26 protein-coding genes are annotated in these 25,180 nt (G+C 63.1%); 21 read left to right on the top strand and 5 right to left on the bottom strand.

Features of this window, described 5'->3' with window-relative positions; genetic code table 11:
• Positions 1 to 240 precede the first annotated feature (240 nt).
• The 10 genes from rsfS (at position 241) to ASD99_RS26580 (ending at position 9,808) form a co-directional block, all read left to right on the top strand.
• Positions 241 to 618: a ribosome silencing factor gene (gene rsfS, locus ASD99_RS26625; RefSeq protein WP_056586238.1), complete on the top strand. Its 378-nt coding sequence runs from the start codon at positions 241 to 243 to the stop codon at positions 616 to 618.
• 83 nt (positions 619 to 701) lie between these two features.
• Positions 702 to 1,184 (top strand): 23S rRNA (pseudouridine(1915)-N(3))-methyltransferase RlmH, encoded by a 483-nt coding sequence (rlmH, locus tag ASD99_RS26620; protein ID WP_056586241.1) that lies wholly within the window; start codon positions 702 to 704, stop codon positions 1,182 to 1,184.
• Between the two features lie 182 nt (positions 1,185 to 1,366).
• Positions 1,367 to 2,692 carry a murein hydrolase activator EnvC family protein gene (locus ASD99_RS26615; RefSeq protein ID WP_056586246.1) on the top strand — a complete coding sequence of 442 codons (1,326 nt, stop codon included), beginning with the start codon at positions 1,367 to 1,369 and terminating at the stop codon, positions 2,690 to 2,692.
• The gene (locus ASD99_RS26610; protein WP_056586250.1) at positions 2,693 to 4,024 is read left to right on the top strand and encodes a S41 family peptidase; all 1,332 of its coding nucleotides are present in this window, start codon (positions 2,693 to 2,695) and stop codon (positions 4,022 to 4,024) included.
• 197 nt (positions 4,025 to 4,221) lie between these two features.
• A complete protein-coding gene (locus ASD99_RS26605; RefSeq protein ID WP_056586848.1) occupies positions 4,222 to 5,403 on the top strand; it encodes a divergent polysaccharide deacetylase family protein in 1,182 nt (393 codons plus the stop codon).
• Positions 5,404 to 5,433: 30 nt separating this feature from the next.
• Positions 5,434 to 5,949 (top strand): RNA pyrophosphohydrolase, encoded by a 516-nt coding sequence (locus ASD99_RS26600; RefSeq protein WP_056586254.1) that lies wholly within the window; start codon positions 5,434 to 5,436, stop codon positions 5,947 to 5,949.
• A gap of 87 nt (positions 5,950 to 6,036) precedes the next feature.
• Positions 6,037 to 7,176: an alanine racemase gene (alr, locus tag ASD99_RS26595; RefSeq protein ID WP_056586258.1), complete on the top strand. Its 1,140-nt coding sequence runs from the start codon at positions 6,037 to 6,039 to the stop codon at positions 7,174 to 7,176.
• Between the two features lie 274 nt (positions 7,177 to 7,450).
• Positions 7,451 to 7,873, top strand: a complete 423-nt coding sequence (gene rnk, locus ASD99_RS26590) for a nucleoside diphosphate kinase regulator (RefSeq protein ID WP_056586261.1) — start codon at positions 7,451 to 7,453, stop codon at positions 7,871 to 7,873.
• 14 nt (positions 7,874 to 7,887) lie between these two features.
• Positions 7,888 to 8,433 (top strand): hypothetical protein, encoded by a 546-nt coding sequence (locus tag ASD99_RS26585; RefSeq protein ID WP_056586851.1) that lies wholly within the window; start codon positions 7,888 to 7,890, stop codon positions 8,431 to 8,433.
• 118 nt (positions 8,434 to 8,551) lie between these two features.
• Positions 8,552 to 9,808 (top strand): D-amino acid dehydrogenase, encoded by a 1,257-nt coding sequence (locus tag ASD99_RS26580; RefSeq protein ID WP_056586264.1) that lies wholly within the window; start codon positions 8,552 to 8,554, stop codon positions 9,806 to 9,808.
• 111 nt (positions 9,809 to 9,919) lie between these two features.
• On the opposite strand, the gene ASD99_RS26575 is transcribed toward ASD99_RS26580, so the two are convergent.
• Positions 9,920 to 10,345, bottom strand: coding sequence for a phospholipase D-like domain-containing protein (locus ASD99_RS26575; RefSeq protein WP_057145404.1), 426 nt, complete (start codon positions 10,343 to 10,345; stop codon positions 9,920 to 9,922).
• A gap of 115 nt (positions 10,346 to 10,460) precedes the next feature.
• Between ASD99_RS26575 and ASD99_RS26570 the strand changes: the two genes are divergently transcribed.
• Positions 10,461 to 11,117: a hypothetical protein gene (locus ASD99_RS26570; protein ID WP_244497914.1), complete on the top strand. Its 657-nt coding sequence runs from the start codon at positions 10,461 to 10,463 to the stop codon at positions 11,115 to 11,117.
• 30 nt (positions 11,118 to 11,147) lie between these two features.
• On the opposite strand, the gene ASD99_RS26565 is transcribed toward ASD99_RS26570, so the two are convergent.
• A complete protein-coding gene (locus ASD99_RS26565) occupies positions 11,148 to 12,029 on the bottom strand; it encodes a LysR family transcriptional regulator (RefSeq protein ID WP_057145402.1) in 882 nt (293 codons plus the stop codon).
• A 214-nt stretch (positions 12,030 to 12,243) separates the two neighbouring features.
• Between ASD99_RS26565 and ASD99_RS26560 the strand changes: the two genes are divergently transcribed.
• Positions 12,244 to 13,740, top strand: a complete 1,497-nt coding sequence (locus ASD99_RS26560; protein WP_057145401.1) for a CoA-acylating methylmalonate-semialdehyde dehydrogenase — start codon at positions 12,244 to 12,246, stop codon at positions 13,738 to 13,740.
• A gap of 74 nt (positions 13,741 to 13,814) precedes the next feature.
• On the opposite strand, the gene ASD99_RS26555 is transcribed toward ASD99_RS26560, so the two are convergent.
• A complete protein-coding gene (locus ASD99_RS26555; protein WP_057145400.1) occupies positions 13,815 to 14,618 on the bottom strand; it encodes an SDR family oxidoreductase in 804 nt (267 codons plus the stop codon).
• Complete coding sequence (locus ASD99_RS26550) at positions 14,615 to 14,944, bottom strand: nuclear transport factor 2 family protein (RefSeq protein WP_056586854.1); 330 nt, start codon at positions 14,942 to 14,944, stop codon at positions 14,615 to 14,617. The genes ASD99_RS26555 and ASD99_RS26550 overlap by 4 nt, the downstream gene beginning before the upstream one ends.
• A gap of 145 nt (positions 14,945 to 15,089) precedes the next feature.
• On the opposite strand from ASD99_RS26550, the gene ASD99_RS26545 reads away from it, so the two are divergent.
• Entirely contained in the window at positions 15,090 to 15,410 is a 321-nt protein-coding gene (locus ASD99_RS26545) for a winged helix-turn-helix transcriptional regulator (protein WP_057145399.1), read from the top strand.
• A gap of 251 nt (positions 15,411 to 15,661) precedes the next feature.
• Positions 15,662 to 15,856 (top strand): hypothetical protein, encoded by a 195-nt coding sequence (locus ASD99_RS26540; protein ID WP_244497912.1) that lies wholly within the window; start codon positions 15,662 to 15,664, stop codon positions 15,854 to 15,856.
• Between the two features lie 9 nt (positions 15,857 to 15,865).
• Here ASD99_RS26540 and ASD99_RS26535 read toward each other — a convergent pair whose 3' ends face one another.
• The gene (locus ASD99_RS26535) at positions 15,866 to 16,558 is read right to left on the bottom strand and encodes a GntR family transcriptional regulator (protein ID WP_056586287.1); all 693 of its coding nucleotides are present in this window, start codon (positions 16,556 to 16,558) and stop codon (positions 15,866 to 15,868) included.
• A gap of 69 nt (positions 16,559 to 16,627) precedes the next feature.
• Between ASD99_RS26535 and ASD99_RS26530 the strand changes: the two genes are divergently transcribed.
• The 7 genes from ASD99_RS26530 to ASD99_RS26500 all read left to right on the top strand — a co-directional run bounded on the left by ASD99_RS26530 (position 16,628) and on the right by ASD99_RS26500 (position 25,073).
• Positions 16,628 to 17,521 (top strand): dihydrodipicolinate synthase family protein, encoded by an 894-nt coding sequence (locus tag ASD99_RS26530; protein WP_057145422.1) that lies wholly within the window; start codon positions 16,628 to 16,630, stop codon positions 17,519 to 17,521.
• Between the two features lie 190 nt (positions 17,522 to 17,711).
• Entirely contained in the window at positions 17,712 to 18,962 is a 1,251-nt protein-coding gene (locus ASD99_RS26525) for an NAD(P)/FAD-dependent oxidoreductase (RefSeq protein ID WP_162256728.1), read from the top strand.
• 15 nt (positions 18,963 to 18,977) lie between these two features.
• Positions 18,978 to 19,979 carry a 4-hydroxyproline epimerase gene (locus tag ASD99_RS26520; protein ID WP_057145397.1) on the top strand — a complete coding sequence of 334 codons (1,002 nt, stop codon included), beginning with the start codon at positions 18,978 to 18,980 and terminating at the stop codon, positions 19,977 to 19,979.
• 334 nt (positions 19,980 to 20,313) lie between these two features.
• Positions 20,314 to 21,216 carry a branched-chain amino acid ABC transporter permease gene (locus ASD99_RS26515; RefSeq protein ID WP_056586297.1) on the top strand — a complete coding sequence of 301 codons (903 nt, stop codon included), beginning with the start codon at positions 20,314 to 20,316 and terminating at the stop codon, positions 21,214 to 21,216.
• A 4-nt stretch (positions 21,217 to 21,220) separates the two neighbouring features.
• Positions 21,221 to 22,816, top strand: coding sequence for a high-affinity branched-chain amino acid ABC transporter permease LivM (gene livM, locus ASD99_RS26510; RefSeq protein WP_057145396.1), 1,596 nt, complete (start codon positions 21,221 to 21,223; stop codon positions 22,814 to 22,816).
• Complete coding sequence (locus ASD99_RS26505; protein WP_057145394.1) at positions 22,816 to 24,345, top strand: ATP-binding cassette domain-containing protein; 1,530 nt, start codon at positions 22,816 to 22,818, stop codon at positions 24,343 to 24,345. The genes livM and ASD99_RS26505 overlap by 1 nt, the downstream gene beginning before the upstream one ends.
• On the top strand, positions 24,345 to 25,073 hold the full coding sequence (locus ASD99_RS26500; RefSeq protein WP_056586308.1) for an ABC transporter ATP-binding protein: 729 nt from the start codon (positions 24,345 to 24,347) through the stop codon (positions 25,071 to 25,073). The genes ASD99_RS26505 and ASD99_RS26500 overlap by 1 nt, the downstream gene beginning before the upstream one ends.
• Positions 25,074 to 25,180: the final 107 nt, after the last annotated feature.

The following is a 25,180-nucleotide window of genomic DNA, read 5'->3' as shown; positions in this document are numbered from 1 at the left end:
AAAAATTCCGGTCGGTCGGTGAGCCGATAACCCATGCAGGCGACATGGGTTCCGATCTTTTCCAGCGTGCGGCGGAACCACAGAACCGAGAATACGTTCGTGCGAGGCAGGGTCCCGTCTTGAAACTGTCAGGGAACTCTGCCTATCTAAGTGGTGTCACCTGCTTTTGGGGGTGATTTGGTTGTTCTTGCTGCGAAAGGAAATACACTGAGAACAGCACTGCGGAAGAAGGCCGATATCATGCCTTCGCCGGCCAGGATCAGCGTAGACGACGCCGTGTCCCGCGCCATCAAGACAGTCCTTGCCAGTCTGGAAGACTCCAAGGCCGAGAATATTGTCTCAATCGACATCCAGGGGAAATCGAGCCTCGGCGACTACATGGTCGTCGCTTCGGGCCGATCGCACCGTCACGTCGCGGCTGTCGCCGATCATCTTCTCAAAGCGCTCAAGGATGCCGGGCTCGGCATGGCGCGCGTTGAGGGGTTGGCAGGCGCCGACTGGGTTCTTATCGATTCGGGCGACATCATCGTCCATGTCTTCCGCCCTGAAGTCCGCGAATTCTACAATCTTGAAAAGATGTGGCAGGCGCCGGATCTCGAGGAAGAGACCCTTCACTAAGCCGCCTTTCTTTTGATGCATGTCGTTGCCCACGATCGGTTCCATTTTTGGTGACATGCATTAGCGGCTTTACAGGGGCGAGGATGAAGATATCAGTTCATGCCGTGGGCCGGATGAAAGCCGGCCCCGAGAAGCTGCTCGCCGACCGTTATTTCGAGCGCTTCGCCAAGAGCGGCCCGGCAGTGGGGCTCGAATTTGCCGGCATTGCCGAGATTGCCGAGGGGCGCGCCCAGACCGCAAGCGAGCGCCGGCGCGAGGAAGGCCAGAAACTGCAGATGCAGTTGCAAGCCGGCACCGCGCTGATCCTGCTCGACGAACGCGGCAAAAGCTTTTCCTCGGAAGATTTCGCCGGGCGCCTCGGCCTGTTGCGTGACGGTGGCCGCAAGGCGCTGGTCATCGCCATCGGCGGCGCCGACGGCCACGATCAGTCGCTGCGCGATCAGGCCGAACTGGTGATGTCGTTCGGATTGCTGACCTGGCCGCACCAGCTGGTGCGCGTGATGCTGGGAGAGCAGCTCTATCGGGCGGCCACCATCCTTTCGGGACATCCCTACCATCGTTCGTAAACCTGTGAATTGGTGCGACCTGCCCGGATTTCCGCCCCAATGCCGCGCCAGATTGGACCTTTGGTCTTATGCCTGTCGTTTTCCAGAATCGGGACCTCTTCTGGGCGACATGCATTCGGGAACGGGCCTTTCAAACATGGTTGATGGTTCGTTAACGAAGCCGCAGATAGAGTCGACGCTGGATGTCTGAAGGCTGGAAATCGAGAACGGGCTCATGGCGCGCGCGTTGCGGTATCGCGGCGGCGCTGCTTATGCTGTCGCTGCATGCGGGGCGGGCCGAAAACACGCTCGATATGGCTCCCGATCCGGACCAGAGCCGCGCCGAATACGAACGGGTCTCGAAGGAGATCACGCTGTCGTCCGAACGGTTGGCCAAGCTCTCCGCCGATATCGCGACGATCAAGAAGGATCACGCTTCGATCACCGCCGCATTGATCCAGTCGGCGATGACCGAGCAGAAGCTCGGCCAGGACATCGAGGACATCGGCGCCAAGCTGGAAGGGCTGAAGGGCCAGGAACAGAAGATACGCGCCTCGCTGGTGGCGCGGCGCGACGTGCTGGCTGAAGTGCTGGGCGCGCTGCAACGCATGGGGCTGAACCCGCCGCCGGCGATCCTGGTCAAGCCGGAGGACGCGCTGTCGTCGGTGCGCAGCGCCATCCTGCTCGGTGCCGTGGTGCCGGAACTGCGTCAGCAGACAGATACCCTGCTCGCCGATCTCAAGGAGCAGTCGCGGGTCACGGCCTCGATCGAGGCCGAACGGGCGCGGCTGACGGCGGCGGTCGGCGACCAGGCGGCGGAAAAGAAGCGACTCGGCATGCTACTGGAGGCCAAGCAGAAGCTCGAAGCCGACACGCAAACGCAAATGGCCGCTGAAAAGCAGCGATCCGAGGCGCTGGCGGCCAAGGCCGGCAGCCTAAAGGAATTGATCGCCTCGCTCGAAGCGCAGGCCGACAAGAGCCGCAAGGCTGCCGATGCCGCCAAGGCCGCCGCGGACGGCGACAAGACATCGGCCCCAGCGGAACTGGCGTCGTTGCCGGTGCCGGAAGGGAACCAACTTGCCGCCGCGGCACCCTTTTCGGCGCTGCAGGGACAGATCGCGCTGCCGGTGACCGGCCGCATCAAGCGGCGATTCGGCGCCGATGACGGTAACGGCGCGGTGATGCTTGGCGACATGGTTGCGACACAATCGGGAGCCATCGTCACCGCGCCGGCGGATGGGAATGTGCTTTATGCGGGGCCGTTTCGCTCTTATGGTCAACTCTTGATCCTTAACGCAGGCGACGGCTATCATGTCGTTTTGGCGGGGATGAGCAGAATCAGCGTCGCGACCGGTCAGTCAGTGCTCGCAGGAGAGCCGATCGGAGCGATGGGAGAGGCCCGGGTGGCGAGCACCTCGGCTTCGAAGAATGGAAATGCCACGCCGGAACTCTATGTCGAGTTCCGCAAGGATGGAAAACCCGTCGATCCGGCCCCATGGTGGGCGGACCGTTTTTCTGGAAGGACGTGAATAATGCGGAAACTGTCGCTTCTGTTTGCCGGTGCGCTGATGGGCGCGTCCGCCATGAGCCTTGTCTATGGCACACCCGGCTCGGCGGCGAACGCTGCAGGGTCGGAGACCTACAAGCAACTGGCGATCTTCGGCGATATCTTCGAGCGGGTGCGGGCACAATATGTGACACCGCCAGACGACAAGTCGCTGGTCGAGAACGCCATCAACGGCATGCTTGCCTCGCTTGATCCGCACTCCTCCTACATGAACGCCGAGCAGGCGCAGGATATGCGCGTCCAGACCAAGGGCGAGTTCGGCGGCCTCGGCATCGAGGTCACCATGGAGAACGACCTGGTCAAGGTGATCACGCCCATCGACGACACGCCGGCCGCCAAGGCAGGTGTGCTGGCCGGCGACTATATCGCCAAGATCGACGGCGAGGAGGTTCGCGGCCTGACCCTCAACGACGCGGTCGACAAGATGCGCGGCCTGGTCAACACGCCGATCAAGCTCACCATCCTGCGCCAGGGCGCCGACAAGCCGATCGAACTGACGGTCGTGCGCGACATCATCAAGGTCAAGGCGGTCAAGTTCCGGGTCGAGAACGACATCGGTTACATGAAGATCACCTCCTTCACCGAAAAAACCTATGACGACCTCGAGAACGCCATCGACACCATCAAGAAGCAGGTGCCGGACGACAAGCTCAAGGGCTACGTTCTCGATCTGCGCCTCAATCCGGGTGGTCTGCTCGACCAGGCGGTGAGCGTGTCCGATGCCTTCCTCAATCGCGGCGAGATCGTCTCGACGCGCGGCCGCGATCCCAAGGACGTCACCCGGTTCGACGCCAAGCCCAAGCAGGTTGACGACATCAACGGCAAGCCGATGATCGTTCTGGTCAATGGCGGCTCGGCCAGTGCATCCGAAATCGTCGCCGGCGCGCTGCAGGATTTGCGCCGTGTCACGGTGGTCGGCACACAGTCCTTCGGCAAGGGTTCGGTGCAGACCATCATTCCGCTCGGTGAGAATGGTGCATTGCGGCTGACGACGGCGCTCTATTACACGCCGTCCGGCAAGTCGATCCAGGGCAAGGGCATCACGCCCGACATCAAGGTCGACCAGCCGCTGCCGCCGGAACTGCAGGGCAGGGACCTGACGCGCGGTGAATCCGACCTCAAGGGCCATATCAAGGGCGCCGACGAGAGCACGACCGGTTCGGGGTCGGCGGCCTATGTGCCGCCGGATCCGAAGGACGACCTGCAGCTCATCTATGCCGAGCAGCTGCTGCGCGGCCAGAAGACTGATCCGTCCTTCCCGCCCAATCCGCAAAAGGCCGTTCTCAACCAGTAAGGGTTGCGACCGACAACAGGTCTGGCCGCCTGATGGAAGCAATGCGATGCTGCCGGGACCGAAAGGTTCCGGCAGTTTGATTCGGGGGCAAGGCGAAGCCCTCAAAACAGGGCGCCAGGGGTGCGCCAGGATCGATGAATTCGCGCAGGTCTTTTCGAAGCGGTTTCGGCTTCGGACCCATGCGCCGGGGATTAGGCTTGGCTGATATCGGCAAGGACATCGAACGCCCGCTCGGACAGGCTGTCCGGTCGCCGCGCGCCGGCGGCAAGGTCAGCGGCGGTGCGATCATGGCGACCGTGGTTGTGCTGGCGGTGGTCGGCGTCTCCGGCGCGATCGCGCTCAGGGAAAGGCCGTTTCGAAAGCCGCAAGAGGTTGCCATTTCAACACCGAAAGTGACAGCGGCAGCCGAGACTGCCGCCGCGCCGCCGGCTTTGGGCCCGGTGGCGGCGCCAAAGCCGGAAGCACCGGCCAAAACAGGTGGGCCGCAGATCATCCATGTGCAGACGGAAGAGGGCGATGGCCCGCCCAGGGCAGCGATCGTCATTCGCGACCCCTCGACCATCGGCCAGAACCTGAAGATCGCGCATATTCCCGACAAGGCGCTGATCGAAGCCAGTGAAACCGGGCCATTGCCCGTGCGCGCCGCGGATGGAAGGCGGCCGTTCGACGTTTACGCGCGGCCCTGGTCGGGCGGGCGCGGCGCGCGCGTGGCGATCGTCATCGGCGGGCTTTCGGTTTCGCAGACAGGCACACAGGCGGCCATCGCCAAGCTGCCGGCGGAAGTGACGCTGGCCTTCGCGCCGCAAGGCAACAGCATTGGCCGCTGGATGCAGGCAGCCAGGCAAAGCGGGCATGAGATCGTCATGCAGGTGCCGCTCGAGCCGTTCGACTACCCGAAAGTCAACCCTGGCCGCAACACGTTGACGGTGGCGGCGAGCGCGGACGAGAACCTGAAGAACCTGCACTGGGCGCTGTCGCGGACGACGAATTATACCGGCGTCATGAACTACATGGGCGCCCGCTTTTCCGCCGACGCGGCGGCGATGGAACCGTTCATGGCCGAGCTCGGCAAACGCGGCCTCGCTTATATCGATGACGGCTCGTCGGCGCGCAGCCTGGCGCCGGACCTGGCGCTGAAGGATGGCGTGCCCTTCGTCTCCGGCGACACGGCGATCGACGCCGTGCAGGATCGCGGCGAAATCCTGAAGAAACTGGACAGTCTCGAAGCGACCGCGCGGGCCAAAGGCACTGCCGTCGGCATTGGCTCGGCCTTCGACCTGACGGTCGACACGGTGGCGTCCTGGGTGGCCGAGGCCAAGAAGCGCGGCATCGAGATCGTGCCGATTTCGGCGGTGGCCATCGATCCGCAAAAAGGCTAGCCATCGGAAAACGGCTGGGAAGACAGACTGATGCCAAAAAAGACTGATCGCGAGGCGCTGCCCTATCGGCCCTGTGTAGGGCTGGTGATCCTCAATGCCGAAGGCCTGGTCTGGGTCGGTCATCGCATTGCCGAACCGGACAGCGAATTTGCCGGCACGACGCAGCTTTGGCAGATGCCGCAGGGCGGCATCGACAAGGGCGAGGAGCCGTTGCAGGCGGCCGAGCGCGAGCTCTATGAAGAGACCGGCATGCGCGGCGTCTCGCTGCTGGCCGAGGCGCCCAACTGGATCAACTATGATTTGCCGGACCACCTCGTCGGCATTGCCTTCAAGGGGCGGTATCGCGGCCAGACGCAGAAATGGTTCGCCTTTCGCTTCCACGGCGATGTCAGCGAGATCCAGATCAACCCGCCGCCGGGCGGCCACACCGCCGAGTTCGACGAATGGGCATGGCGGCCGATGCAGGATCTGCCCGACCTGATCGTGCCGTTCAAGCGCCATGTCTATGAGGACGTGGTGGCGGCGTTCCGGCATCTGGTGCAATAAGCGGGAGTAGGGAGTGAATGTTCCGATGCGATCTGTGCCAATTTCTACTGACTACTGACCAGTTCATCCGCCACAAGAAGGGTCGCCATGAACGACGCCCCCAAAAGGTCGCTGCCCGAAGAGGTCACCGCCACAAGTGAAGTGGCGGCTGGTGCTATCCTCACCGTCGATCTCGGTGCGATCCGTGAAAACTACCGGCGGCTGAAAGCGCGGTTGGGCAATGTTCGCTGCGCTGGTGTGCTCAAGGCGGACGGCTACGGCGTTGGCGCCGGCCAGGTCGCGGCGGCGCTGCTGCGCGAAGGTTGCGATACCTTCTTCGTTGCGCTTCTGGGCGAAGGCGTCGCCTTGCGCCGCTCGATCGGGCCGGGCCCTGCCATTTTCGTGTTAAACGGCATTCCACCTGGCGCCGAGCCGGACGCCGTGGCGGCAGACCTTTGCGCCGTCATCAACAGCGTGGGGCAATTGGCGGCCTGGCGTGAGGCGGCCCGGTGCGCCGGCCGAAAACTGCCGGCTGCGATCCAGGTCGACAGCGGTATGTCGCGGCTCGGCATGGCGCCCGGGGATGTAGAGCGCATTGCCGTTGATCCGCATGCCTTCGACGGCATCGACATACGCTTGGTGATGAGCCATCTGGCCTGCGCCGACGAGCCGGAGCATCCGGCCAATGAGCGGCAGCAACTGGCATTCGAGCGGCTGCGCGAGATGTTGCTGGAGGCGCCGGCCTCGCTCACCAATTCGTCCGGCATCTTTCTTGGGGCACGCTTCCACTACGATCTCGCCCGCCCCGGCGCCGCCCTCTACGGCATCAATCCGACACCGGCCAGGCCGAACCCGATGCTGCCGGTGGTACGGCTGGAGGCCAAGGTCGTTCAGACACGCATGCTGGAGGCCGGCGCCGGTGTCGGCTACGGCCACACATTCCACACGACGGCTCCGCTCGCTGCCGCGACGATCTCGCTGGGCTATGCCGATGGCTGGCATCGACGCGCGGCGTCCGCGGCCTGGTTCGAGGGCGCGCGCCTGCCCTTCCTCGGGCGGGTGTCGATGGATTCGATCATTCTCGACATCTCCGCCTTGCCGCCCGGCAAGCTCCGCGAGGGTGATCTCGTCGAACTGCTCGGTCCCTCACAAAGCGTCGATGACGCTGCCGGCCATGCCGGCACCATCGGCTACGAGATCCTGACCAGCCTCGGCCCGCGCTTCCATCGGCGGTATGTCGGCGGTTGAGCGGTTTGGCCGCGCTTGACAAGCGGACGCCTGTCGGCAAGGCTTCGGGCATGAGCAACCTCGCCCATATCAGAACCTTGTTCAGGGTCTGCCCGATCGCGGGATCGTAGCCCCGGCGCGGTCGCCTTTTGGCGCCCGTCCGAACCGGGGCATTTCTACCTGACATCATCATTCTCAAGCCAGACAGCCCCTCGTGGCTGCCGGCTTCATCAAGCCGCCGTCAGTACGGCGACAGGCGCGCATCTGTTCGATGTGCCAATTCATGAGGTTTGCCATGCAACATGCAACGGGATTGCGTCCACCGAGCCGGCTTTTGGTCAGCGATGCCGACCATGACAGGCTGACGGGCCTGGCGCGGGCGTCGCTCGACCGCGTGCCCGAGACGGCCGAAGAGCTGCTTTCGGAGATGGACCGGGCCGTCGTCACGGCGGCGGCTTCCATGCCGGCCAACGTGGTGCGGATGGGTTCCACCGTGACAATCCGCAACGATGGCGGGGATACCCAGCGCATCACCTTGGTCTATCCTGGCGCTGCCGACATCAGCGAAAACAGGATCTCGGTGCTGACGCCGATGGGGACGGCGCTTATCGGTGCATCGGTCGGGGAGACAGTGCGCTGGAGCAGTCGTGGCGGCCGGGAACTGTCGTTGATCGTTGAGGCCGTCGGCACGCTCGCCTATGGCCGGGAGCGGTCCTGATCATGGAGGCGGTGATGACAGGCACGAATTGCTGGCTGACGACGAAGGACTTCGCCGTCCTCGAGATGATGCTGGAGCGTCGGCGGGCTTTCGCGGATCCGATCGTTCCTATGCTTGCAGACAAGCTCTCCAAAGCCGAAGTCGTTTCGATCGATTCGGTCGAAGCCGATATCGTGACGCTAAACAGCAGAGTGGTGTTTCGTATCGATGCCGGCGCTGCCGAGACCCGAACCCTGGTGCAGAACGAGGTGCGCGGACCGGTCGGCTCCAGCCTGTCGATCGTAACGCGGCGGGGGCTCTGCATGCTCGGCATGGCCGAGGGCCAGACGGCATTGATCGAACAGGCCGACGGCAGACGGGAGTCGATCCTGATCGCGGCCGTGCTCTACCAGCCGGAGGCCGCGCAGCGGGCCATCAGGGAGAAATCCCAGGCCGAGGGACGACGACCGCATGGGCTCGCCCTCGTCTACAGCGCCGCGGCCGATTGGCGGCCTCTTGGCGAGAGCGCCGGAATGCGGCAGACAGAGGGGGATGACGACCCCGGTCCCACGGCGGCGTAAACGGCAACAGTGCATGATCTCGAAATCGGCATCGATTTTCGCCGAGGATCATGCGCAAATCGGAAATGCGGTCGCGGCCAAGGCGTCCTGAAGGACGCGCGGCGGCAAGGAGTGAACGATGAAGATCATGGTGCTGGGCGGTGGCGTCATCGGGGTGACCACGGCGTACTTTCTTGCCGAGGCCGGCCACGAGGTGACGGTTCTCGACCGCCAGAAAGGCCCGGCGCTGGAAACCAGCTTCGCCAATGCCGGCGAGATATCGCCCGGCTACGCCTCGCCATGGGCCGGGCCCGGCATTCCACTGAAGGCGATCAAATGGCTGCTGATGAAGCATGGCCCGCTTGTGGTGCGGCCGGCCTTCGATCCGCATATGTGGACATGGCTCATCAAGATGCTGCGCAACTGCACGGCCGAGCGCTACGCCATCAACAAGGCGCGCATGGTGCCGCTGGCAGAATACAGCCGTGACAGGCTGAAGGCGCTGCGCGAGGCGACCGGCATCGCCTATGACGAGCGGACGCAGGGCACACTGCAACTGTTCCGCACGCAAAAGCAGCTCGACGGCACCGGTGGCGATGTCGAGGTGCTGAAGAAGTATGGTGTGCCTTACGAGATCCTCGATCAGGACGGCTGCATCGCGGCGGAGCCGGGCCTGGCCGGGGTGCGCGAAAAGTTCGTCGGCGGCCTTAGGCTGCCGCACGACGAGACCGGCGACTGCAAGATGTTCACCGACAGGCTGGCCGAACTCTGTGTGGCGCGCGGCGTCAAGTTCGAATACGACGTGACGATCTGGCGTATCATCCGCAGCCGCAACCGCATTACCAATCTGAGCACCAGCAAGGGTTGGAAAGCCGCCGACGCCTATGTGATGGCGCTGGGGAGTTATTCGGCAGGGTTCATGCGACGGGTGAAACGGCCGATCCCGGTCTATCCGGTCAAGGGCTATTCGATCACCGTGCCGATCAAGGACGCCGCCGCGGCACCCGTGTCGACGGTGATGGACGAGACCTACAAGGTGGCGATCACCCGGCTCGGGAACCGCATCCGGGTTGGCGGCACGGCAGAGATTTCCGGCTTCGACCTGCGGCTGCATGAATCGCGGCGCCGCACGCTGGAACACTCGGTCGGCGATCTTTTTCCGGGCGCCGGCGCGATGCGGGACGCGACGTTCTGGTGCGGGCTGCGGCCGATGACGCCGGATGGTCCGCCGCTGATCGGCCGCACCGAGCTTTCCAATCTCTATCTCAACACCGGCCACGGCACGCTTGGCTGGACCATGGCTTGCGGCTCGGGCAAGGTGCTGGCCGACATCATCTCCAGCCGGGTGCCGGACATCGATGTCCGCGACCTCGCGCAGGAGCGCTATCTGCGATAGGGCGTGCGTTGGTCAGAACGCTTGCCTGACCCAATCCTCGTCGAACAGCAGCCGATAGGCCACGGGATCGTCACATTGGCGGCGACCGGGTTTGAGTGGGCGACATAGTCGTCATAGATCGGCTTCATTCTGGCGTAGAAGGCCGGGTCCAGCACCATCATGCCGTTCTCCGAATCGTGGAAGAAGCTGCGGTTGTTTGAGATTGACCGACGAGATGGCCACCAGCCTTTCGTCGATCATCATGATCTTGGAATGCAGCACGACATCCGGCGCCTTGAACTCGCGGATGGTGATGCGGTCGCCATATTTTTCGACGAACAGCTCGTTGAGCGCCGTGAGGAACCTGCCGCCGATATCGCCCTTGAGATCGATGCGGCCGACAATGTCGATCCTGATGCCGCGGGTGAGCGCCCGGTCGACAGCCTGGGCAAGCTTGGGCGTCAGGTTGAGGTAGGGATTGACGATGTGGATATGGTGGGCGGCGTCGACCAGCTCAACGAAATAATCTTCCAGCGCATGGCCATGGTCGTAGGGCACCGAAATGAAGTGCCGCGCCGTGCCTGAGGGGCGGGCGCCGTCGGCGACCCCGCTCAGGCCGGCGCAGCATGCCTGATGACACGTTGGCCGGTTCTGTGGCAAGGAAAAGGCGGCGTTGCTGATCCGCCTGAGCTATTGTCGTGTCGGCACAACCTGCCTGGAAGGCGCCACCCTCGCCGGGCATTTGCGAGTACCAGCGATGCGCATCTGCCTTCTCCTCGCGATTGTTGGATTGGTGTCCGCCGCCTCGGTGGCCAACGCCGCCGACAAAACGATCCATGATCAGGATATCGGGTTTTCGCTGACTTTTCCCGAGGGTTGGTTCAACGAGCGGTCTTCCGACGAAGCGCTGCGGCTGACCATAAAACCCGACAATCAGGGCCTTACCTGCATGGTATCTAGCTCGCTTTACAACCCGTTCGCACCGGGTTCGCCATCCGATCCGCGTAAGTTCATCGAGGGCTGGTCGATGGACACCTGGAAGACGATGATGGGCAAATCGTTCAGCACTGCCGATTTCAGCAATGACAGGCTTGCAAGGTTTCCGGACGGCTACCCTGTGCGCGTTGCCGATTTGGACTACACGGTTAGCTATGAGACTGTCAGCCTGCACGGCCATTCCAGGATTGCGTTTTCAATTCGGGGCGCGCGTTACGGTTACGTCAATTGCTCGTTGATAGCCGGAAGCGCCGAAGAGGTGGCGCAGAGATGGGCGCCATTGGCAGACAAGGTTGAGCGTGTGGTGAATTCGTTTGTGCTCGACCCGCCCTAAATGGCGGATTTGCTTTACCGGCTTACGAAATCAGGTGAACAGGCCCCGCTCCCGCTCCACCGCCTTGATGATGAAGCTGGCGACGATCTGGACGCGGCGCAGGGGTCTGACCGATTCATGATAGACCAGCCAGTAGGCGCGGCGGATCGGTGCCACGATGTCGACGGGGATCAGCTCCGGCATCGAGCGGGCGACGAAGGTGTGCAGGATGCCAATGCCGGCGCCCGAACGCACCGCTTCGGCCTGGCCGAGCGCAGAGGAGATGGCGAAGCTGGTGCGCCAGTCCGCGCTGAATTCGGCCGCGTAGTCGAGTGAGGGGCTGACGATGAGGTCCGGCACGTAACCGATCAGTGTGTGCTGGCCAAGCCCGGCGGCGGTTTGGGGCAAGCCATGCGCCTCGGCATAGGCGCGCGAGGCAAACAGCCCGAGCGAGTAGTCGACCAGCTTACCCGCCACCAGCCGGCCCTCCGTCGGCCGCTCGACAGTGATGGCAATGTCGGCCTCGCGGCGCGACAGGGAGAAGGAGCGCGGTACCGGCACTAACTGGATCGTCAGTTCGCGGTGCAGGGCGGTCAATGCGCCGAGGCGCTTGGCCAGGAAGGCAACGCCAAAACCGTCCGGCGCGCCGATACGCACCGTGCCGGAGACATCGTCGCCTTCGCCGGCAACGGTCGAGCGCGCGGCGATCATGTCGCCCTCCATCCGCTCGGCAATGTCGAGAAAGCGCTCGCCGGCCGGCGTTAGCTCGCTGCCGGTGGTCAGTCGGCGAAACAGCGTTGTCCGCAGCGCGTCCTCGAGCGCGGCGATGCGGCGCGAGACGGTGGCGTGGTTGAGTTCCAGCCGTTTGGCCGCGCCAAGAATCTGGCCCGCTCGCGCCACGGCAAGGAAGATGCGGACGTCATCCCAGTTCATGGGAATGGTCCGGATGACAATCGCCGACGCTGCGTTCTGTGAAGGAACTCAATCTCTCAATCCGTGGCAGCAATTGCATCCCGTCATTTGCGGGAATTGATGCTCATCCGTCAATCGTTATCTATTTTCCGCACAACGGTTACGTTCTCCGTCGCGTTGCCATCCGCCGGGCAAAGGCGGACAATACGGCATCACAAACAAAGGGAGAGAAATCATGATCGACTACGGTCATTTCATCGGCGGCAAGCATGTCGCCGGGACCAGCGGCCGCAAGCAGGATGTCATGCAGCCGATGGACGGCTCCGTGCGCGGCACGGTGGCACTGGCTTCGCAGGCGGAACTGCGCGCGGCTGTCGAGAATGCCAAGGCAGCACAGCCCAAATGGGCGGCAACCAACCCGCAGCGCCGCGTGCGCGTGCTGATGAAATTCCTCGAACTGGCCGCCCGTGACTATGACGAACTGGCCGACATCCTGGCGCGTGAGCACGGCAAGACGATCTCAGACGCCAAGGGCGACATCCAGCGCGGCCTCGAAGTTGTCGAAGTCTGCATCGGCGCGCCGCATATGATGAAGGGTGAATTCACCGACGGCGCCGGCCCCGGCATCGACGTCTATTCGATGCGTCAGCCGCTCGGCGTCGTTGCCGGCATCACGCCGTTCAACTTCCCGGCGATGATCCCGCTGTGGAAGATCGCGCCTGCCATCGCTTGCGGCAATGCCTACATCCTGAAGCCGTCGGAGCGCGACCCCGGCGTGCCGATGCGCATCGCCGAACTGTTCCTCGAGGCCGGCCTGCCGGCAGGTATCCTCAACGTCGTCAACGGCGACAAGGACGTGGTCGACGCCATCCTCGACGATCCCGATATCAAGGCCATCGGCTTTGTCGGCTCGACGCCGATCGCCCATTACATCTATTCGCGCGGCACCGCCGCCGGCAAGCGCGTGCAGTGCTTCGGCGGCGCCAAGAACCACATGATCATCATGCCCGATGCCGACATGGACCAGACCGTCGACGCGCTGATCGGCGCCGGCTACGGCTCGGCCGGCGAACGCTGCATGGCGATCTCGGTGGCGGTCCCGGTCGGCAACGACACCGCCAACCGGCTGATGGAAAAGCTGATCCCGCGCGTCGAAGGCCTGAAGGTCGGTCCTTCGACCGACTCTTCCGCCGATTTCGGCCCTCTGGTCACTGCGCAGGCCCTGGAGCGGGTCAAGGGCTATGTCGACACCGGCGTCAAGGAAGGCGCCAAGCTGGTGGTCGACGGCCGCGGCTTCTCCATGCAGGGCTATGAAGACGGCTACTATATGGGCGGCTGCCTGTTCGACAACGTCACCGCTGACATGCGCATCTACAAGGAAGAGATCTTTGGGCCGGTGCTCTCGGTGGTGCGCGCGCCGACCTATGAGAGCGCGATCAAGCTCGCCAACGACCACGAGATGGGCAATGGCGTCGCCATCTTCACCCGTGACGGCGATGCCGCGCGCGACTTCGCCTCGCGGGTTCAGGTCGGCATGGTCGGCATCAACGTGCCGATCCCAGTGCCGATCGCCTATTACACCTTCGGCGGCTGGAAGGCGTCCTCCTTCGGCGACCTCAACCAGCACGGTCCGGACGCCTTCCGCTTCTACACCAAGACCAAGACGGTGACCTCACGCTGGCCGTCCGGTATCAAGGACGGTGCGGAATTCGTCATCCCGACGATGAACTGAGCCCGAAAAACATTCGAATAGCGGAAAGGCGGGTTCATCCCGCCTTTTTCGTTTCTGAGTGCCCGCCATCTTCCTCACACGATTGGGATCGTGCCGCCATCGATGACGTATTCGGCGCCGTGGATTGCCGAGGCGCGGTCCGAAACAAGGAATGCCACCAGCTCGGCGACCTCGTGCGGCCATGCCGGCCGGCCGATCGGGATGCCGCCCAGCGCATCCATGATGCCTTGGCGCGCGGTTTCCTCATCCGAACCGGAATGGGCGGCCAATCGCTTCACCATGGCTTCCGAAGCGGAAGTGTGGATCCAGCCCGGCGCCACGGTGTTGACACGGATGCCTTTTGGGCCGAGCTCCTTGGACAGCGCCTTGCTGTAGGTGGAAAGGGCTGCCTTCGCCGCCGCATAGGCGATGGTGGATTCGTGCAGCGGCAGGCGGCGCTGGATCGACGATATGTGGACGATCGCGCCTGAGCCTTGCTCGATCATGTGCGGGACAAGCAGGCGGTCGAGCCGCACCGCCGCCAGCAGGTTGAGGCTGAGTTCGTCCTGCCAGAGCTGATCGGTCAGTCCGGCAAATCCGCCACCGGGGCTCTTCGACCCGCCGACGCTGTGCACGATGATGTCGACGCCACCAAGCCGCTCCATGACCTCTGCGGCCACTGTTTCGGTACCTGCCAAAGTGCTCACATCGGCCTGCACAAACAGCTTTGGCGATAGCGCATCGGGAAGCGCCGAGCGGGCAGTGGTAAGGACGGCCGCGCCCGCCGCCGAAAGCCTGGCAACGATGGCCTCGCCGGCACCCTTGGTGCCGCCGGTGACCAGAATGCGCTTGCCGGCAAATTCCCGATCGTCGACGGTGAATTTCTGCGCGATGGTCATGCGCCGATCTCCAGCCGTGTGATCCGGTCATCGGCCAGGGTGAAATTGTAATGGAGCGTCGCCGGGCTGCCGGGGAAATTGCCTGAGACGATGCCGGCGATCCGCCATGCATCGCCATTGACTGTCGCGTCGACGACCTCGACGGTCACCCGGTATTTGCTTGTCGTTGCTTCCATCCAGCTGCGGATGGCGGCCGGACCCCGATGGGTTTCGCCTTCGTCCCTGACCCTGGCGTCCGATGAGAAAGAGACGAGCATGGCGTCGATGTCATGCCTGTTCTTGGCGGCGAAATAGTCGGTCAGCGGCTGAGGAAGTTTTGCGGTCATCATTTCATCTCCGGTCCCAGTTCTGGAAGGTCTGCGGCCTTGTTCGGCTCCTAAAATGAGATAAACTGAAAAAATGACAAGAACCGACGTAAAAGTAAGGTACTTACCTGAAAGTAAGGTTGGGTCTGAAAGCAAGGGCGAAGCGTTGACGCCGTTGTCGGCGGCGAGCGGCGTCGAGAATGTGCTGCGCATCCTCGAAGGCCGCTGGAAGCTGGTGATCCTGTTTCACCTGTTCGGCGGCAAGGTGCTGCGCTTTTCCGATCTCGAACGGGCGATCCCGGCGATCTCGCAGAAGATGCTGATCCAGCAGCTGCGGCAGATGGAGGCCGACGGAATTGTCCGCCGCATCGTCCATCATCAGGTGCCACCGAAGGTCGAATATTGCCTGACCGACTGGGGGCAGGCGCTATGTCCGGCTCTCGACGCACTGCTGAAATGGGCAGCACTTCGCGAGCCGGAAGCCTGACGCGGATTGCGCCTCGCAACGCGCGGCAAGGATGCTTGTTTTCGCATCGAGACCTCACCTGGAACGTCCCGGCATATTAAGGCTGCCCATGTGCCCCCTTTGCCGGAACGTCAAGGCGAAAGGGGTGCCAGATGGCACACAAATTTTCGTTTCGATGGATCAGGAGCCGTGATCGGCGCCACACTGGCGCTGTCGACTCTATCCGCGCGGGCGCTATTCATCTGCGGGGGCCATAGTATCTTGTCGCGGGATTGGCGCAGGCCTTTCAACACAAGCAGATCGGCCACGGTGTGGTCGGGCAAGCCGCCATTGCCGAGGTCTATGTTTCGGCAAGCGGGACATGGACCATGCTGGCGACCGACGTGCAGGGCCGAAGCTGCATCTTCGCGACCGGTGACGGATGGGAGAATACCGTCACCGTCACGGCGACGGCGCAAGGGATCTGAACCGTTCGATCAGCGCGTTGCGGCCACCTCGGCGTGGCCGCGCAGCAGCGCCATCAGGCGCTTGGCGTCCTTGGCCGCGGCCTCCTCGTCGCCGTCGAGGATCGAGCGGATCAGCGCGACATGGTGCTCGGCGGATTCGGCAAGACCAGTGTCGGCCTTGTAGCGGAACCAGAAACGGCGGCTGTGAGTCTGCAAGGGGGCGGCCAAACGGGCGGCGAACGGATTGTCAGCGGCCAGCGCCAGTGCTTCGTCGAGTGCCTTGTCGGCCTGGATGAAGGCAAGCACGTTGCCCGAGATGACCGCCTTCTGCATGGCGAGCGCTGCTTCGTGAAACAGGTCGGCGGCCTCGCGGGTGACGAAGCGGGCGGCCGAACGGGCCAGGACCACCTCGACGCCGCGGCGCGCATCGAGCACGCGCAGCCAGTCGCCGGGATGGAGTGGAGCGATCGCGATGCCGGCGCGCGGCCGCACGTCGAGCAGCCCTTCCCAGGCCAGCCGCTGGATCGCTTCGCGCACCGGCGTCCTGCCAAGCCCGAGCCTGTCGATCAGGGCGCCCTCGGTGACGAAGCTCGCCGGCGCCAGTTCGAGCGTGACGATCATGTGCTCGAGCACATGATAGGCTCTGGTCGCGGCCGGCTCGGTTGGGATGCTTGCTTCCACGGATATCAAACGCGCTCTCCTGATATATCTTGAATATATCATAACGGAATCCGTATTGACAGACCGTTTCTTAACAGATATATGGCTGATATATCAGATGGAGCAATGATCATGTGGAACGGAGTTTTTCCTGCCGTCACGACCAAATTCACCGCGGATGATCGTCTCGATCATGCCGAGATGGAGCGCTGCTTTAACCTGCAGATGGAGGCCGGCTGCGACGGCATCATCGTCTGTGGGTCGCTTGGCGAAGGGCCGATGCTGTCGCCCGACGAGAAGATCGAGGTGCTGAAGACCGCGCAGAAAGTTGCAGGCAAGAAGCCGGTGCTGCTGACCGTCAACGAGGCCGGCACCCGCGAGGCCGCCAGCATCGCGAAGCGCGCCGCCAAGGAAGGTGCCAACGGCCTGATGGTGGTGCCGAGCCCAATCTATCACACCAATGCGGAAGAGACGGTCGCGGCCCTGCGCGCCGTCGCGCAGGCCGGCGACCTGCCGGTCATGATCTACTCCAACCGGCTCGCCTACCGCGTCGACGTCACCGTCGACCAGATGGAGGAACTGGCGTCGGACAAGCGCTTTGTCGCGATCAAGGAATCCTCGGACGACATCCGTCGTTCGACCGAGATCATCAATCGCCTGGGCAGCCGCTACGACCTGTTCACCGGTGTCGACAACCTGGCCTTCGAGGCGCTGTCGGTCGGCGCCATCGGCTGGGTGGCCGGACTGGTCACCGCGTTCCCCCGCGAGACCGTCGCCATCTACCAGCTGATGAAGCAGGGCCGTCGCGAGGAGGCGCTCTCCATCTACCGCTGGTTCCGGCCGCTGCTCGATCTGGATGTTTCGACCTATCTGGTACAAAACATCAAGCTTGCCGAAGTGTTCGCGATCAACACAAATGACCGCGTGCGCATGCCGCGCCAGCCGCTGACGGGCGAGCGCCGCAAGGCAGTCGAGAAGATCGTCAAGGATGCGCTCGCCGTGCGGCCGAAGCTGCCGCAGTTCTAAGGGTCGCAATGCCGCAGTCCCCGTCATCCGACCGCTACGCGGCCACCTTCTCCCCGAGGGGAGAAGAGGTCGCCAACGCCGGCGTCAGCCTCTTCTCCCAACCGGGGAGAAGGTGGCCCGAAGGGTCGGATGAGGGGGCTGGCTGCAAGGATCGATGCGAAGGTCGGGACATGCAGCGCGGCGCGCGGTCATGAGCAACGATGCTGCAATCGACATCGCCATCGTCGGTGGCGGCATCATCGGCATCTGCGCCGCCGCGTCTCTGGCCGAGGCGGGGCGCAAGGTCACGATCTTCGATCGCACTGGCATTTGCGAGGAGACGAGCTCCGGCAACGCCGCCGCCTTTGCCTTTTCCGACGTGCTGCCGCTGGCCCATAAGAGCATGATGCGGCAGCTGCCGAAATGGCTGGCCGATCCGCTCGGCCCGCTCAGCATCCCGCCCGCCTATCTGCCGAAGCTTTTGCCCTGGCTGATCCGCTTCTGGCGCGCCGGTACGCCGGGAAAATACGAGGCGAGCCTTGCCGCTCAAGCCGGCATGATGAAGCTCGCCGAAGCGGAATGGATGGGCCTGCTCGATCGCTCCGGTACGCGCTCGATGCTGCGCGAGGACGGCTCACTGGAGCTCTACGAAAGCGGGGCCGAGTTTCAGGCTGGGCTGCATGGCTGGGCGGCGCGTGAGCGTTTCGGCATCGGCTTCCGCCATGTCGAGGGCGAGGAACTGGCCGCCTTGCAGCCGGGGCTATCGCCGCGCTTCATCAAGGGCACATTCGTGCCGGGATGGAAGACGGTCGCCGATCCGAAACTGCTCGGCAAGGCGGTGTGGGCCCATGCACAGGCCAAGGGCGCCCGCTTTGAGCTGGCTCGGATCAGCCAAGTCGTGGCGGATCAGAATGGTGCGACACTGACGTTGGCGGACGGCACGACAAGGCAGGCCCGACACCTTGTCATCGCCGCCGGCGCCTGGTCGCATCTGCTGGCGCGGCAACTTGGCGATCGCATTCCGCTGGAGACCGAGCGCGGCTACAACACGACGTTGCCAACGACCGCCTTCGACGTGAAGCGGATGCTGATCTTCTCCGGCCATGGCTTCGTCATCACGCCGCTCGAAACGGGCCTGCGCGTCGGCGGCGCCGTTGAACTCGGCGGCATCGAGCGGCCGCCCAATTACAACAGGTCGAAAGCACTGCTGCAGAAGGCGCAGAAATTCCTGCCGGGGCTCGATCCCACGGGCGGGCGCGAATGGATGGGTTTTCGTCCGTCGCTGCCGGATTCCGTGCCCGTCATCGGCGGCGCGCCAGGAAAGCGGTCGGTGATCTATGCGTTCGGCCACGGCCATCTCGGCCTGACCCAGGCCGCGGCCACCGGACGGTTGATCAGAGATCTTGTCCTGGGGCAGACTCCGCCCATCGATCTGGCTTCCTTCAGTCCACAACGATTTTGATTTTCGAGGAGCGTCATGGCCAAGAAATCCTTCTTCTGCATAGACGGCCACACCTGCGGCAATCCGGTGCGCCTAGTCGCCGGCGGCGGCCCGTTGCTTCAGGGCTCGACGATGATGGAGCGGCGGGCGCATTTTCTGGCCGAGTATGACTGGATCCGCACCGGGCTGATGTTCGAACCGCGCGGCCATGACGTCATGTCCGGCTCCATCCTCTATCCGCCGACGCGCGAGGATTGCGATATCGCCATCCTGTTCATCGAAACCTCCGGCTGTCTGCCGATGTGCGGACATGGCACCATCGGCACGGTGACGATGGCGATCGAGCACGGGCTGATCAAACCGAAGACGCCGGGCGTGCTCAGGCTCGACACGCCGGCCGGCCTGGTCATTGCCGAATACAAGCAGGTCGGCGACTATGTCGAAGAGGTGCGCATCACCAATGTGCCATCCTTCCTCTACGCCGAGGGCTTGACGGTCGAATGCCCGCAGCTCGGCGAAATCACCGTCGATGTCGCCTATGGCGGCAATTTCTACGCCATCGTCGAGCCGCAGAAGAATTATCGCGACATGGCCGACTATTCGGCGGGAGACTTCATCGCCTGGAGTCCGGTGGTGCGGCAACGGCTCAACGAAAAATATTCCTTCGTGCATCCCGAGAACCCGGGCATCAACCGGCTGTCGCACATGCTGTGGACCGGCAAGCCGACCGTGGCCGGGGCCGACGCGCGCAATGCCGTGTTCTATGGCGACAAGGCGATCGACCGCTCACCATGCGGCACCGGTACCTCGGCGCGCATGGCGCAGCTTCATGCCAAGGGCAAACTCAAGGCCGGCGACAGCTTCGTCCATGAATCAATCATCGGTTCGCTGTTCAAGGGCAAGGTCGAAAAGGATGTCACCGTCGCCGGCAAACCGGCCATCATTCCCTCGATCGGCGGCTGGGCGCGGATGATCGGATTGAACACCATCTTCATCGACGACCGCGATCCGTTCGCGTATGGTTTTGTGGTCAAGTGAAGGGAAACCTGACCCAGGGGAAAGAAACGGAACGAAAAACGGAGCGTGTCAGCAGCGCAACGATTCTTCTCATCACCTAATTTTTACGGCGATTTCTTCGAAATTGGGCGCATGATGCGACCGAATCGTCAAAGACATTGCGTTATGCCAATGGTAGGGTCCGCGATAGTCCAGGGGTCGGATAGGAGAAAACGGGCAATCGAACGGCGTGCCGCGAAAACACGCATGACGATTGAAAAATGACGTTGCAATCCGGGCTCGAAACTTTACGACTAGGGGAAATACGAAAAGGAATGCGTCTGCATGGGCGACATTCCAGGGGAGCCATGTACACATGCAGTACTTTGTCCAGCAGCTTATCAACGGGCTGACGCTGGGATCGATCTATGGGCTGATCGCGATCGGCTACACGATGGTCTACGGCATCATCGGCATGATCAATTTCGCCCATGGCGATATCTTCATGGTGGGCGCCTTCACGGCGCTGATCGTTTTCCTGATCCTTGGCGCGCTGTTCTATTCGGTGCCGGTTGTGGTGGCGCTGCTGGTCATGATGATCGTGGCGATGCTGCTCACCAGCCTTTACAATTGGACGATCGAGAAGGTGGCATACCGGCCGCTGCGCGGTTCGTTCCGGCTGGCGCCGCTGATCACCGCCATCGGCATGTCGATCGCGCTGTCGAACTTCGTCCAGGTGACGCAAGGGCCGCGCAACAAGCCGATCCCGCCGATGGTTTCGCAGGTTTACAACATCAACGGCATCAGCGTGTCGCTAAAGCAGATCATCATCGTCGTCGTCACGGCGCTGCTCTTGGCGCTGTTCTGGTATCTGGTCAACAGGACTTCGCTTGGGCGGGCGCAACGGGCCTGCGAGCAGGACCGCAAGATGGCGGCGCTGCTCGGCATCGATGTCGACCGCACCATCTCGATCACCTTCATCATGGGTGCGGCCCTTGCCGCGGTCGCCGGCACTTTGTTCCTGATGTATTACGGCGTCATTGCCTTCTCGGACGGCTTCACGCCTGGCGTGAAAGCCTTCACGGCGGCGGTGCTGGGTGGCATCGGTTCGCTGCCGGGTGCGGTACTCGGCGGGCTGATGATCGGCTTCATCGAGAGCATGTGGTCGGCCTATTTCTCGATCGACTACAAGGACGTCGCGGCGTTCTCGATCCTGGCGATCGTGCTGATCTTCCTGCCTTCCGGCATATTGGGCCGGCCAGAAGTCGAAAAGGTCTGAGACCATGGCCGTCACCGTTTCTCCGGAGCGCGACAGCGTCGCCACCCCCGTGCAGCGCGCCACGCGCGAGGCGCTTTATGCCGGCGCCATATCGTTCGGCCTCTTCGTGCTGTTCATCGGCCTGAAGACGGGCCAGAACATTTCCAATGAACTGGTCCTGACGACGCGCTGGGGCCTGCTTGCCGCAGTGGTGATCGCCACGGCTGTCGGGCGGTTTCTTTATGTCGCTTATGGCCAGCCCTTCATGGCCAACCAGAAGATCACCGACGTCGCCACCGGCCTGCTGCCGGTCAGTGTGGCGTCACGCTTCTTCCAGTTGCCTGCCTTCTTCGTGGCCATCATCGCCGCGGCACTGCTATTCGTGTTCAACAGCTCTCTCGCCGGATGGGTGGGAGCTGAGCCGGCCGGCTATCTGCAATTCCTGCGCGCTTTGGCTGTCATCTATGTGCTGGCTTGCGTGATCTATTATTTCAGGGCCTTCATCCATGCCAACTTCACCAAACTCGGCATTGCCGCGCTTGTGCTGTACCCGATCCTCGTGGTCGCGGTGCTGTCGCTGAGTGCCTGGTCGATTGTCGGAGGGCTGCAGGGTTCGCTGAAATGGGTCGATAATTTCGGCATCCAGATCCTGATCTATGTGATGCTGGCCTGGGGCCTGAACATCGTCGTCGGCCTCGCCGGCCTGCTCGATCTCGGCTACGTCGCCTTTTATGCGATTGGCGCCTACGCCTATGCGTTGCTCGGCACCCAATACGGCCTGTCGTTCTGGATCCTGCTGCCGGCAGCGGGTGCCATGGCCGCCTTCTGGGGGGTGCTGCTCGGCTTCCCGGTGCTGCGCCTGCGCGGCGACTATCTGGCGATCGTCACGCTGGCTTTCGGCGAGATCATCCGGTTGGTGCTGATCAACTGGCGCGAGGTCACCAACGGGTCGGCCGGCATTTCCGGCATTCCCAAGGTGAGCTTCTTCGGCCTGATGTCGTTCAACGTGTCGGACCCGAACTACATCGCCAAGGTGTTGGGCATCGCCCAGTCGGGTGCGTATTACAAGATTTTCCTCTATTACCTGATCCTGGGCCTGTGCCTGCTTACCGCCTTCGTCACCATCCGGCTGCGGCGCCTGCCGGTCGGCCGCGCATGGGAAGCGCTGCGCGAGGACGAGATCGCCTGCCGGTCTCTGGGCATCAACACGACGACAACCAAGCTCACGGCTTTTGCCACAGGCGCCATGTTCGGTGGCTTCGCCGGCTCCTTCTTCGCCGCGCGGCAAGGCTTCGTCAGCCCGGAATCCTTCGTCTTCCTGGAATCGGCCATTATCCTCGCAATCGTCGTGCTCGGCGGCATGGGCTCGCTAGTCGGCATAGCGGTTGCCGCAATGGTGATGATCGGCGGCACCGAGGCGCTGCGTGAACTCGACTTCCTCAAGCAGATCTTCGGGCCAGACTTCACCCCGGAACTCTACCGCATGCTTCTGTTCGGCATGGCCATGGTCATCGTCATGCTGTGGAAGCCGCGCGGTTTCGTCGGCAGTCGCGAACCGACCGCCTTCCTCAAGGTGCGAAGAGCTGTCTCTGGCTCCTTCACTAAGGAAGGGCACGGCTGATGAATGCGAGCACATCCATGAACGAGGCCATCCTGCAGGTCGATCACCTGTCGATGAAGTTCGGCGGCCTGGTCGCCATCGGCGACCTGTCCTTTACCGCCAGGCGCGGCGAGATCACCGCACTGATCGGACCCAACGGCGCCGGCAAGACCACCGTGTTCAACTGCATCACCGGCTTCTACAAGCCGTCTGAAGGCATGATCACGCTCAACCGCAACGACGGATCGAGCTATTTGCTCGAACGTCTGCCCAACCATGAGATCCCGGCGCGCGCCAAGGTGGCGCGCACCTTCCAGAACATCCGCCTGTTCTCGGGCATGACGCTCCTGGAGAACCTTTTGGTTGCCCAGCACAACAAGCTGATGAAGGCATCGGGCTATACGATCCTTGGCCTGTTCGGCTTCAGCAGCTACCGCAAGGCCTCGGCCGAATCGGTCGAGCTTGCCAAGCACTGGCTGGAGAAGGCCGATCTTGTCGACCGTGCCGACGATCCGGCCGGCGACCTGCCCTATGGTGCGCAGCGCCGCCTCGAGATCGCCCGCGCCATGTGCACGGGTCCGGAGCTTCTGTGCCTGGACGAGCCGGCGGCCGGTCTCAATCCGAAGGAATCGGCGGCGCTCAACGAACTGCTGATCGACATCAAGAGCACCACGGGCACCTCGATCCTGTTGATCGAACACGACATGTCGGTGGTCATGCAGATATCCGACCATGTCGTGGTGCTGGAATATGGCCGCAAGATCTCCGACGGAAGCCCGCAATCTGTGCGCACCGATCCGCGCGTCATCGCCGCGTATCTCGGCGTCGACGACGAGGAAGTCGAGGCGGTTCTCACCGAAGTCGGCGACGAAGACGTCATCGAACAGCTCGATACAGGGCCGGATGCCGCGCATGGTCCGGGGACATCGTCTTCGTATCTCGCCGGGCCGGTGACCGACACGGTCGGCCACAGTTCGGGCGAGCGGGTCACGGTGGCCAAGGGCGCATCAAAGGCCGGTCAGGTCGACGCAAGGTCGCTCGCCGCAGTAAACAAGGCGGTCTCGCCGGCTGCGACCCCGGTTCCGGCGGCGAAGGCAAAGCCTGCTCCGAAAGCGGCGTCAAAAGCGGCAACCGGCACGGCGGCGAAGTCGACCGCACCGGCCAAACCGGCAGCCAAGGCTCCGGCGGCGACGGCTGGGGGAATCTCCAATCGGTTGACAGCGCCTCGCGGCGGCAAGGCCGACAACCTGACCCGCATCAAGGGCATCGGTACGGTCAACGAGAAGAAGCTCAACCATCACGGCATCTTCCACTTCGACCAGATCGGCGCCTGGAAAAAGGCCGACGTCGAGGCCGCCGAAGCCTATCTCGCCTTTGACGGACGCATCGCACGTGAGGAATGGGTCAAGCAGGCCAAGCTGCTCGCCCAGGGCAAGAACACGGAATTCTCGCGCCGCGTCGATGCGGGCAAGGTGGCGACCAGCCATGCTTCCGGGAAGAGTACGACCGCTGCCAAGCCTGTGGCAGGCAAGCGTGGAGGGGGCAAGTGATGGCCGCGACAACGCTGCTCGATATCAAGGGCGTGCAGACCTATTACGGCAACATCCGGGCGTTGAACGGTGTCGATGTCACCGTCAACCAGGGTGAGATCGTGGCGCTGATCGGCGCCAATGGCGCCGGCAAGTCGACGCTGATGATGACCATTTTCGGCGCGCCGCGCGCTCGCGCCGGCACCATCACCTTTGCCGGCACCGACATCACCCAGATGCCGACGCACGAGATCGCCCGCTTGCGCATTGCCCAGTCGCCGGAGGGGCGCCGTATTTTCCCGCGCATGACGGTGATGGAAAACCTGCAGATGGGCGCCAGCCTCGACAACCTCAAGCACTATGATGAGGACGTCGAGAAGGTGTTTGCCCTGTTTCCGCGGCTGAAGGAGCGCATCGCCCAGCGCGGCGGCACGCTGTCGGGCGGCGAGCAGCAGATGCTGTCGATCGGACGCGCGCTGATGGCGCGGCCGAAGCTGCTTTTGCTCGACGAACCATCGCTGGGTCTGGCGCCGCTGATCGTCAAGCAGATCTTCGACGCCATCCGCGAACTGAACCGCACCCAGGGGCTGACCGTGTTCCTGGTCGAGCAGAACGCCTTCGGCGCGCTGAAACTCGCCGCGCGCGGCTATGTCATGGTCAACGGCAATGTGACGATGAGCGGCACCGGCAAGGAACTGCTCGCCAATCCGGAAGTGCGCGCCGCCTATCTCGAAGGCGGACATCACTGAGTTTGCAGCGGAATGTGTGCATGCGGTATTCCGCTCCAAGTTGTTTGTTTGTCGCATGATCTTTTCCGAAAAGTCTGCAACTTTTCGGGATCATGCTAAGGAGACTT

The sequence above is a fragment of the Mesorhizobium sp. Root695 genome, assembly GCF_001428185.1.
Classification (GTDB): domain Bacteria; phylum Pseudomonadota; class Alphaproteobacteria; order Rhizobiales; family Rhizobiaceae; genus Mesorhizobium.
Note: the sequence above shows the minus strand (reverse complement) of the source record. Positions and strands in the feature narration are given on the sequence as shown.

What these genes read in the sequence shown, in the direction of transcription:
- ASD99_RS26535 (WP_056586287.1), bottom strand. Translation starts at nt 16,558, where the DNA reads ATGATATATTCAAGATATATCAGGAGAGCGCGTTTGATATCCGTGGAA.
- ASD99_RS26550 (WP_056586854.1), bottom strand. Translation starts at nt 14,944, where the DNA reads ATGACCGCAAAACTTCCTCAGCCGCTGACCGACTATTTCGCCGCCAAG.
- ASD99_RS26555 (WP_057145400.1), bottom strand. Translation starts at nt 14,618, where the DNA reads ATGACCATCGCGCAGAAATTCACCGTCGACGATCGGGAATTTGCCGGC.
- ASD99_RS26515 (WP_056586297.1), top strand. Translation starts at nt 20,314, where the DNA reads ATGCAGTACTTTGTCCAGCAGCTTATCAACGGGCTGACGCTGGGATCG.
- ASD99_RS26520 (WP_057145397.1), top strand. Translation starts at nt 18,978, where the DNA reads ATGGCCAAGAAATCCTTCTTCTGCATAGACGGCCACACCTGCGGCAAT.
- rsfS (WP_056586238.1), top strand. Translation starts at nt 241, where the DNA reads ATGCCTTCGCCGGCCAGGATCAGCGTAGACGACGCCGTGTCCCGCGCC.
- ASD99_RS26500 (WP_056586308.1), top strand. Translation starts at nt 24,345, where the DNA reads ATGGCCGCGACAACGCTGCTCGATATCAAGGGCGTGCAGACCTATTAC.
- ASD99_RS26615 (WP_056586246.1), top strand. Translation starts at nt 1,367, where the DNA reads ATGTCTGAAGGCTGGAAATCGAGAACGGGCTCATGGCGCGCGCGTTGC.
- ASD99_RS26530 (WP_057145422.1), top strand. Translation starts at nt 16,628, where the DNA reads ATGTGGAACGGAGTTTTTCCTGCCGTCACGACCAAATTCACCGCGGAT.
- ASD99_RS26580 (WP_056586264.1), top strand. Translation starts at nt 8,552, where the DNA reads ATGAAGATCATGGTGCTGGGCGGTGGCGTCATCGGGGTGACCACGGCG.
- ASD99_RS26585 (WP_056586851.1), top strand. Translation starts at nt 7,888, where the DNA reads ATGACAGGCACGAATTGCTGGCTGACGACGAAGGACTTCGCCGTCCTC.
- ASD99_RS26565 (WP_057145402.1), bottom strand. Translation starts at nt 12,029, where the DNA reads ATGAACTGGGATGACGTCCGCATCTTCCTTGCCGTGGCGCGAGCGGGC.
- livM (WP_057145396.1), top strand. Translation starts at nt 21,221, where the DNA reads ATGGCCGTCACCGTTTCTCCGGAGCGCGACAGCGTCGCCACCCCCGTG.
- rlmH (WP_056586241.1), top strand. Translation starts at nt 702, where the DNA reads ATGAAGATATCAGTTCATGCCGTGGGCCGGATGAAAGCCGGCCCCGAG.
- ASD99_RS26600 (WP_056586254.1), top strand. Translation starts at nt 5,434, where the DNA reads ATGCCAAAAAAGACTGATCGCGAGGCGCTGCCCTATCGGCCCTGTGTA.
- alr (WP_056586258.1), top strand. Translation starts at nt 6,037, where the DNA reads ATGAACGACGCCCCCAAAAGGTCGCTGCCCGAAGAGGTCACCGCCACA.
- ASD99_RS26505 (WP_057145394.1), top strand. Translation starts at nt 22,816, where the DNA reads ATGAATGCGAGCACATCCATGAACGAGGCCATCCTGCAGGTCGATCAC.
- ASD99_RS26525 (WP_162256728.1), top strand. Translation starts at nt 17,712, where the DNA reads ATGAGCAACGATGCTGCAATCGACATCGCCATCGTCGGTGGCGGCATC.
- ASD99_RS26560 (WP_057145401.1), top strand. Translation starts at nt 12,244, where the DNA reads ATGATCGACTACGGTCATTTCATCGGCGGCAAGCATGTCGCCGGGACC.
- rnk (WP_056586261.1), top strand. Translation starts at nt 7,451, where the DNA reads ATGCAACATGCAACGGGATTGCGTCCACCGAGCCGGCTTTTGGTCAGC.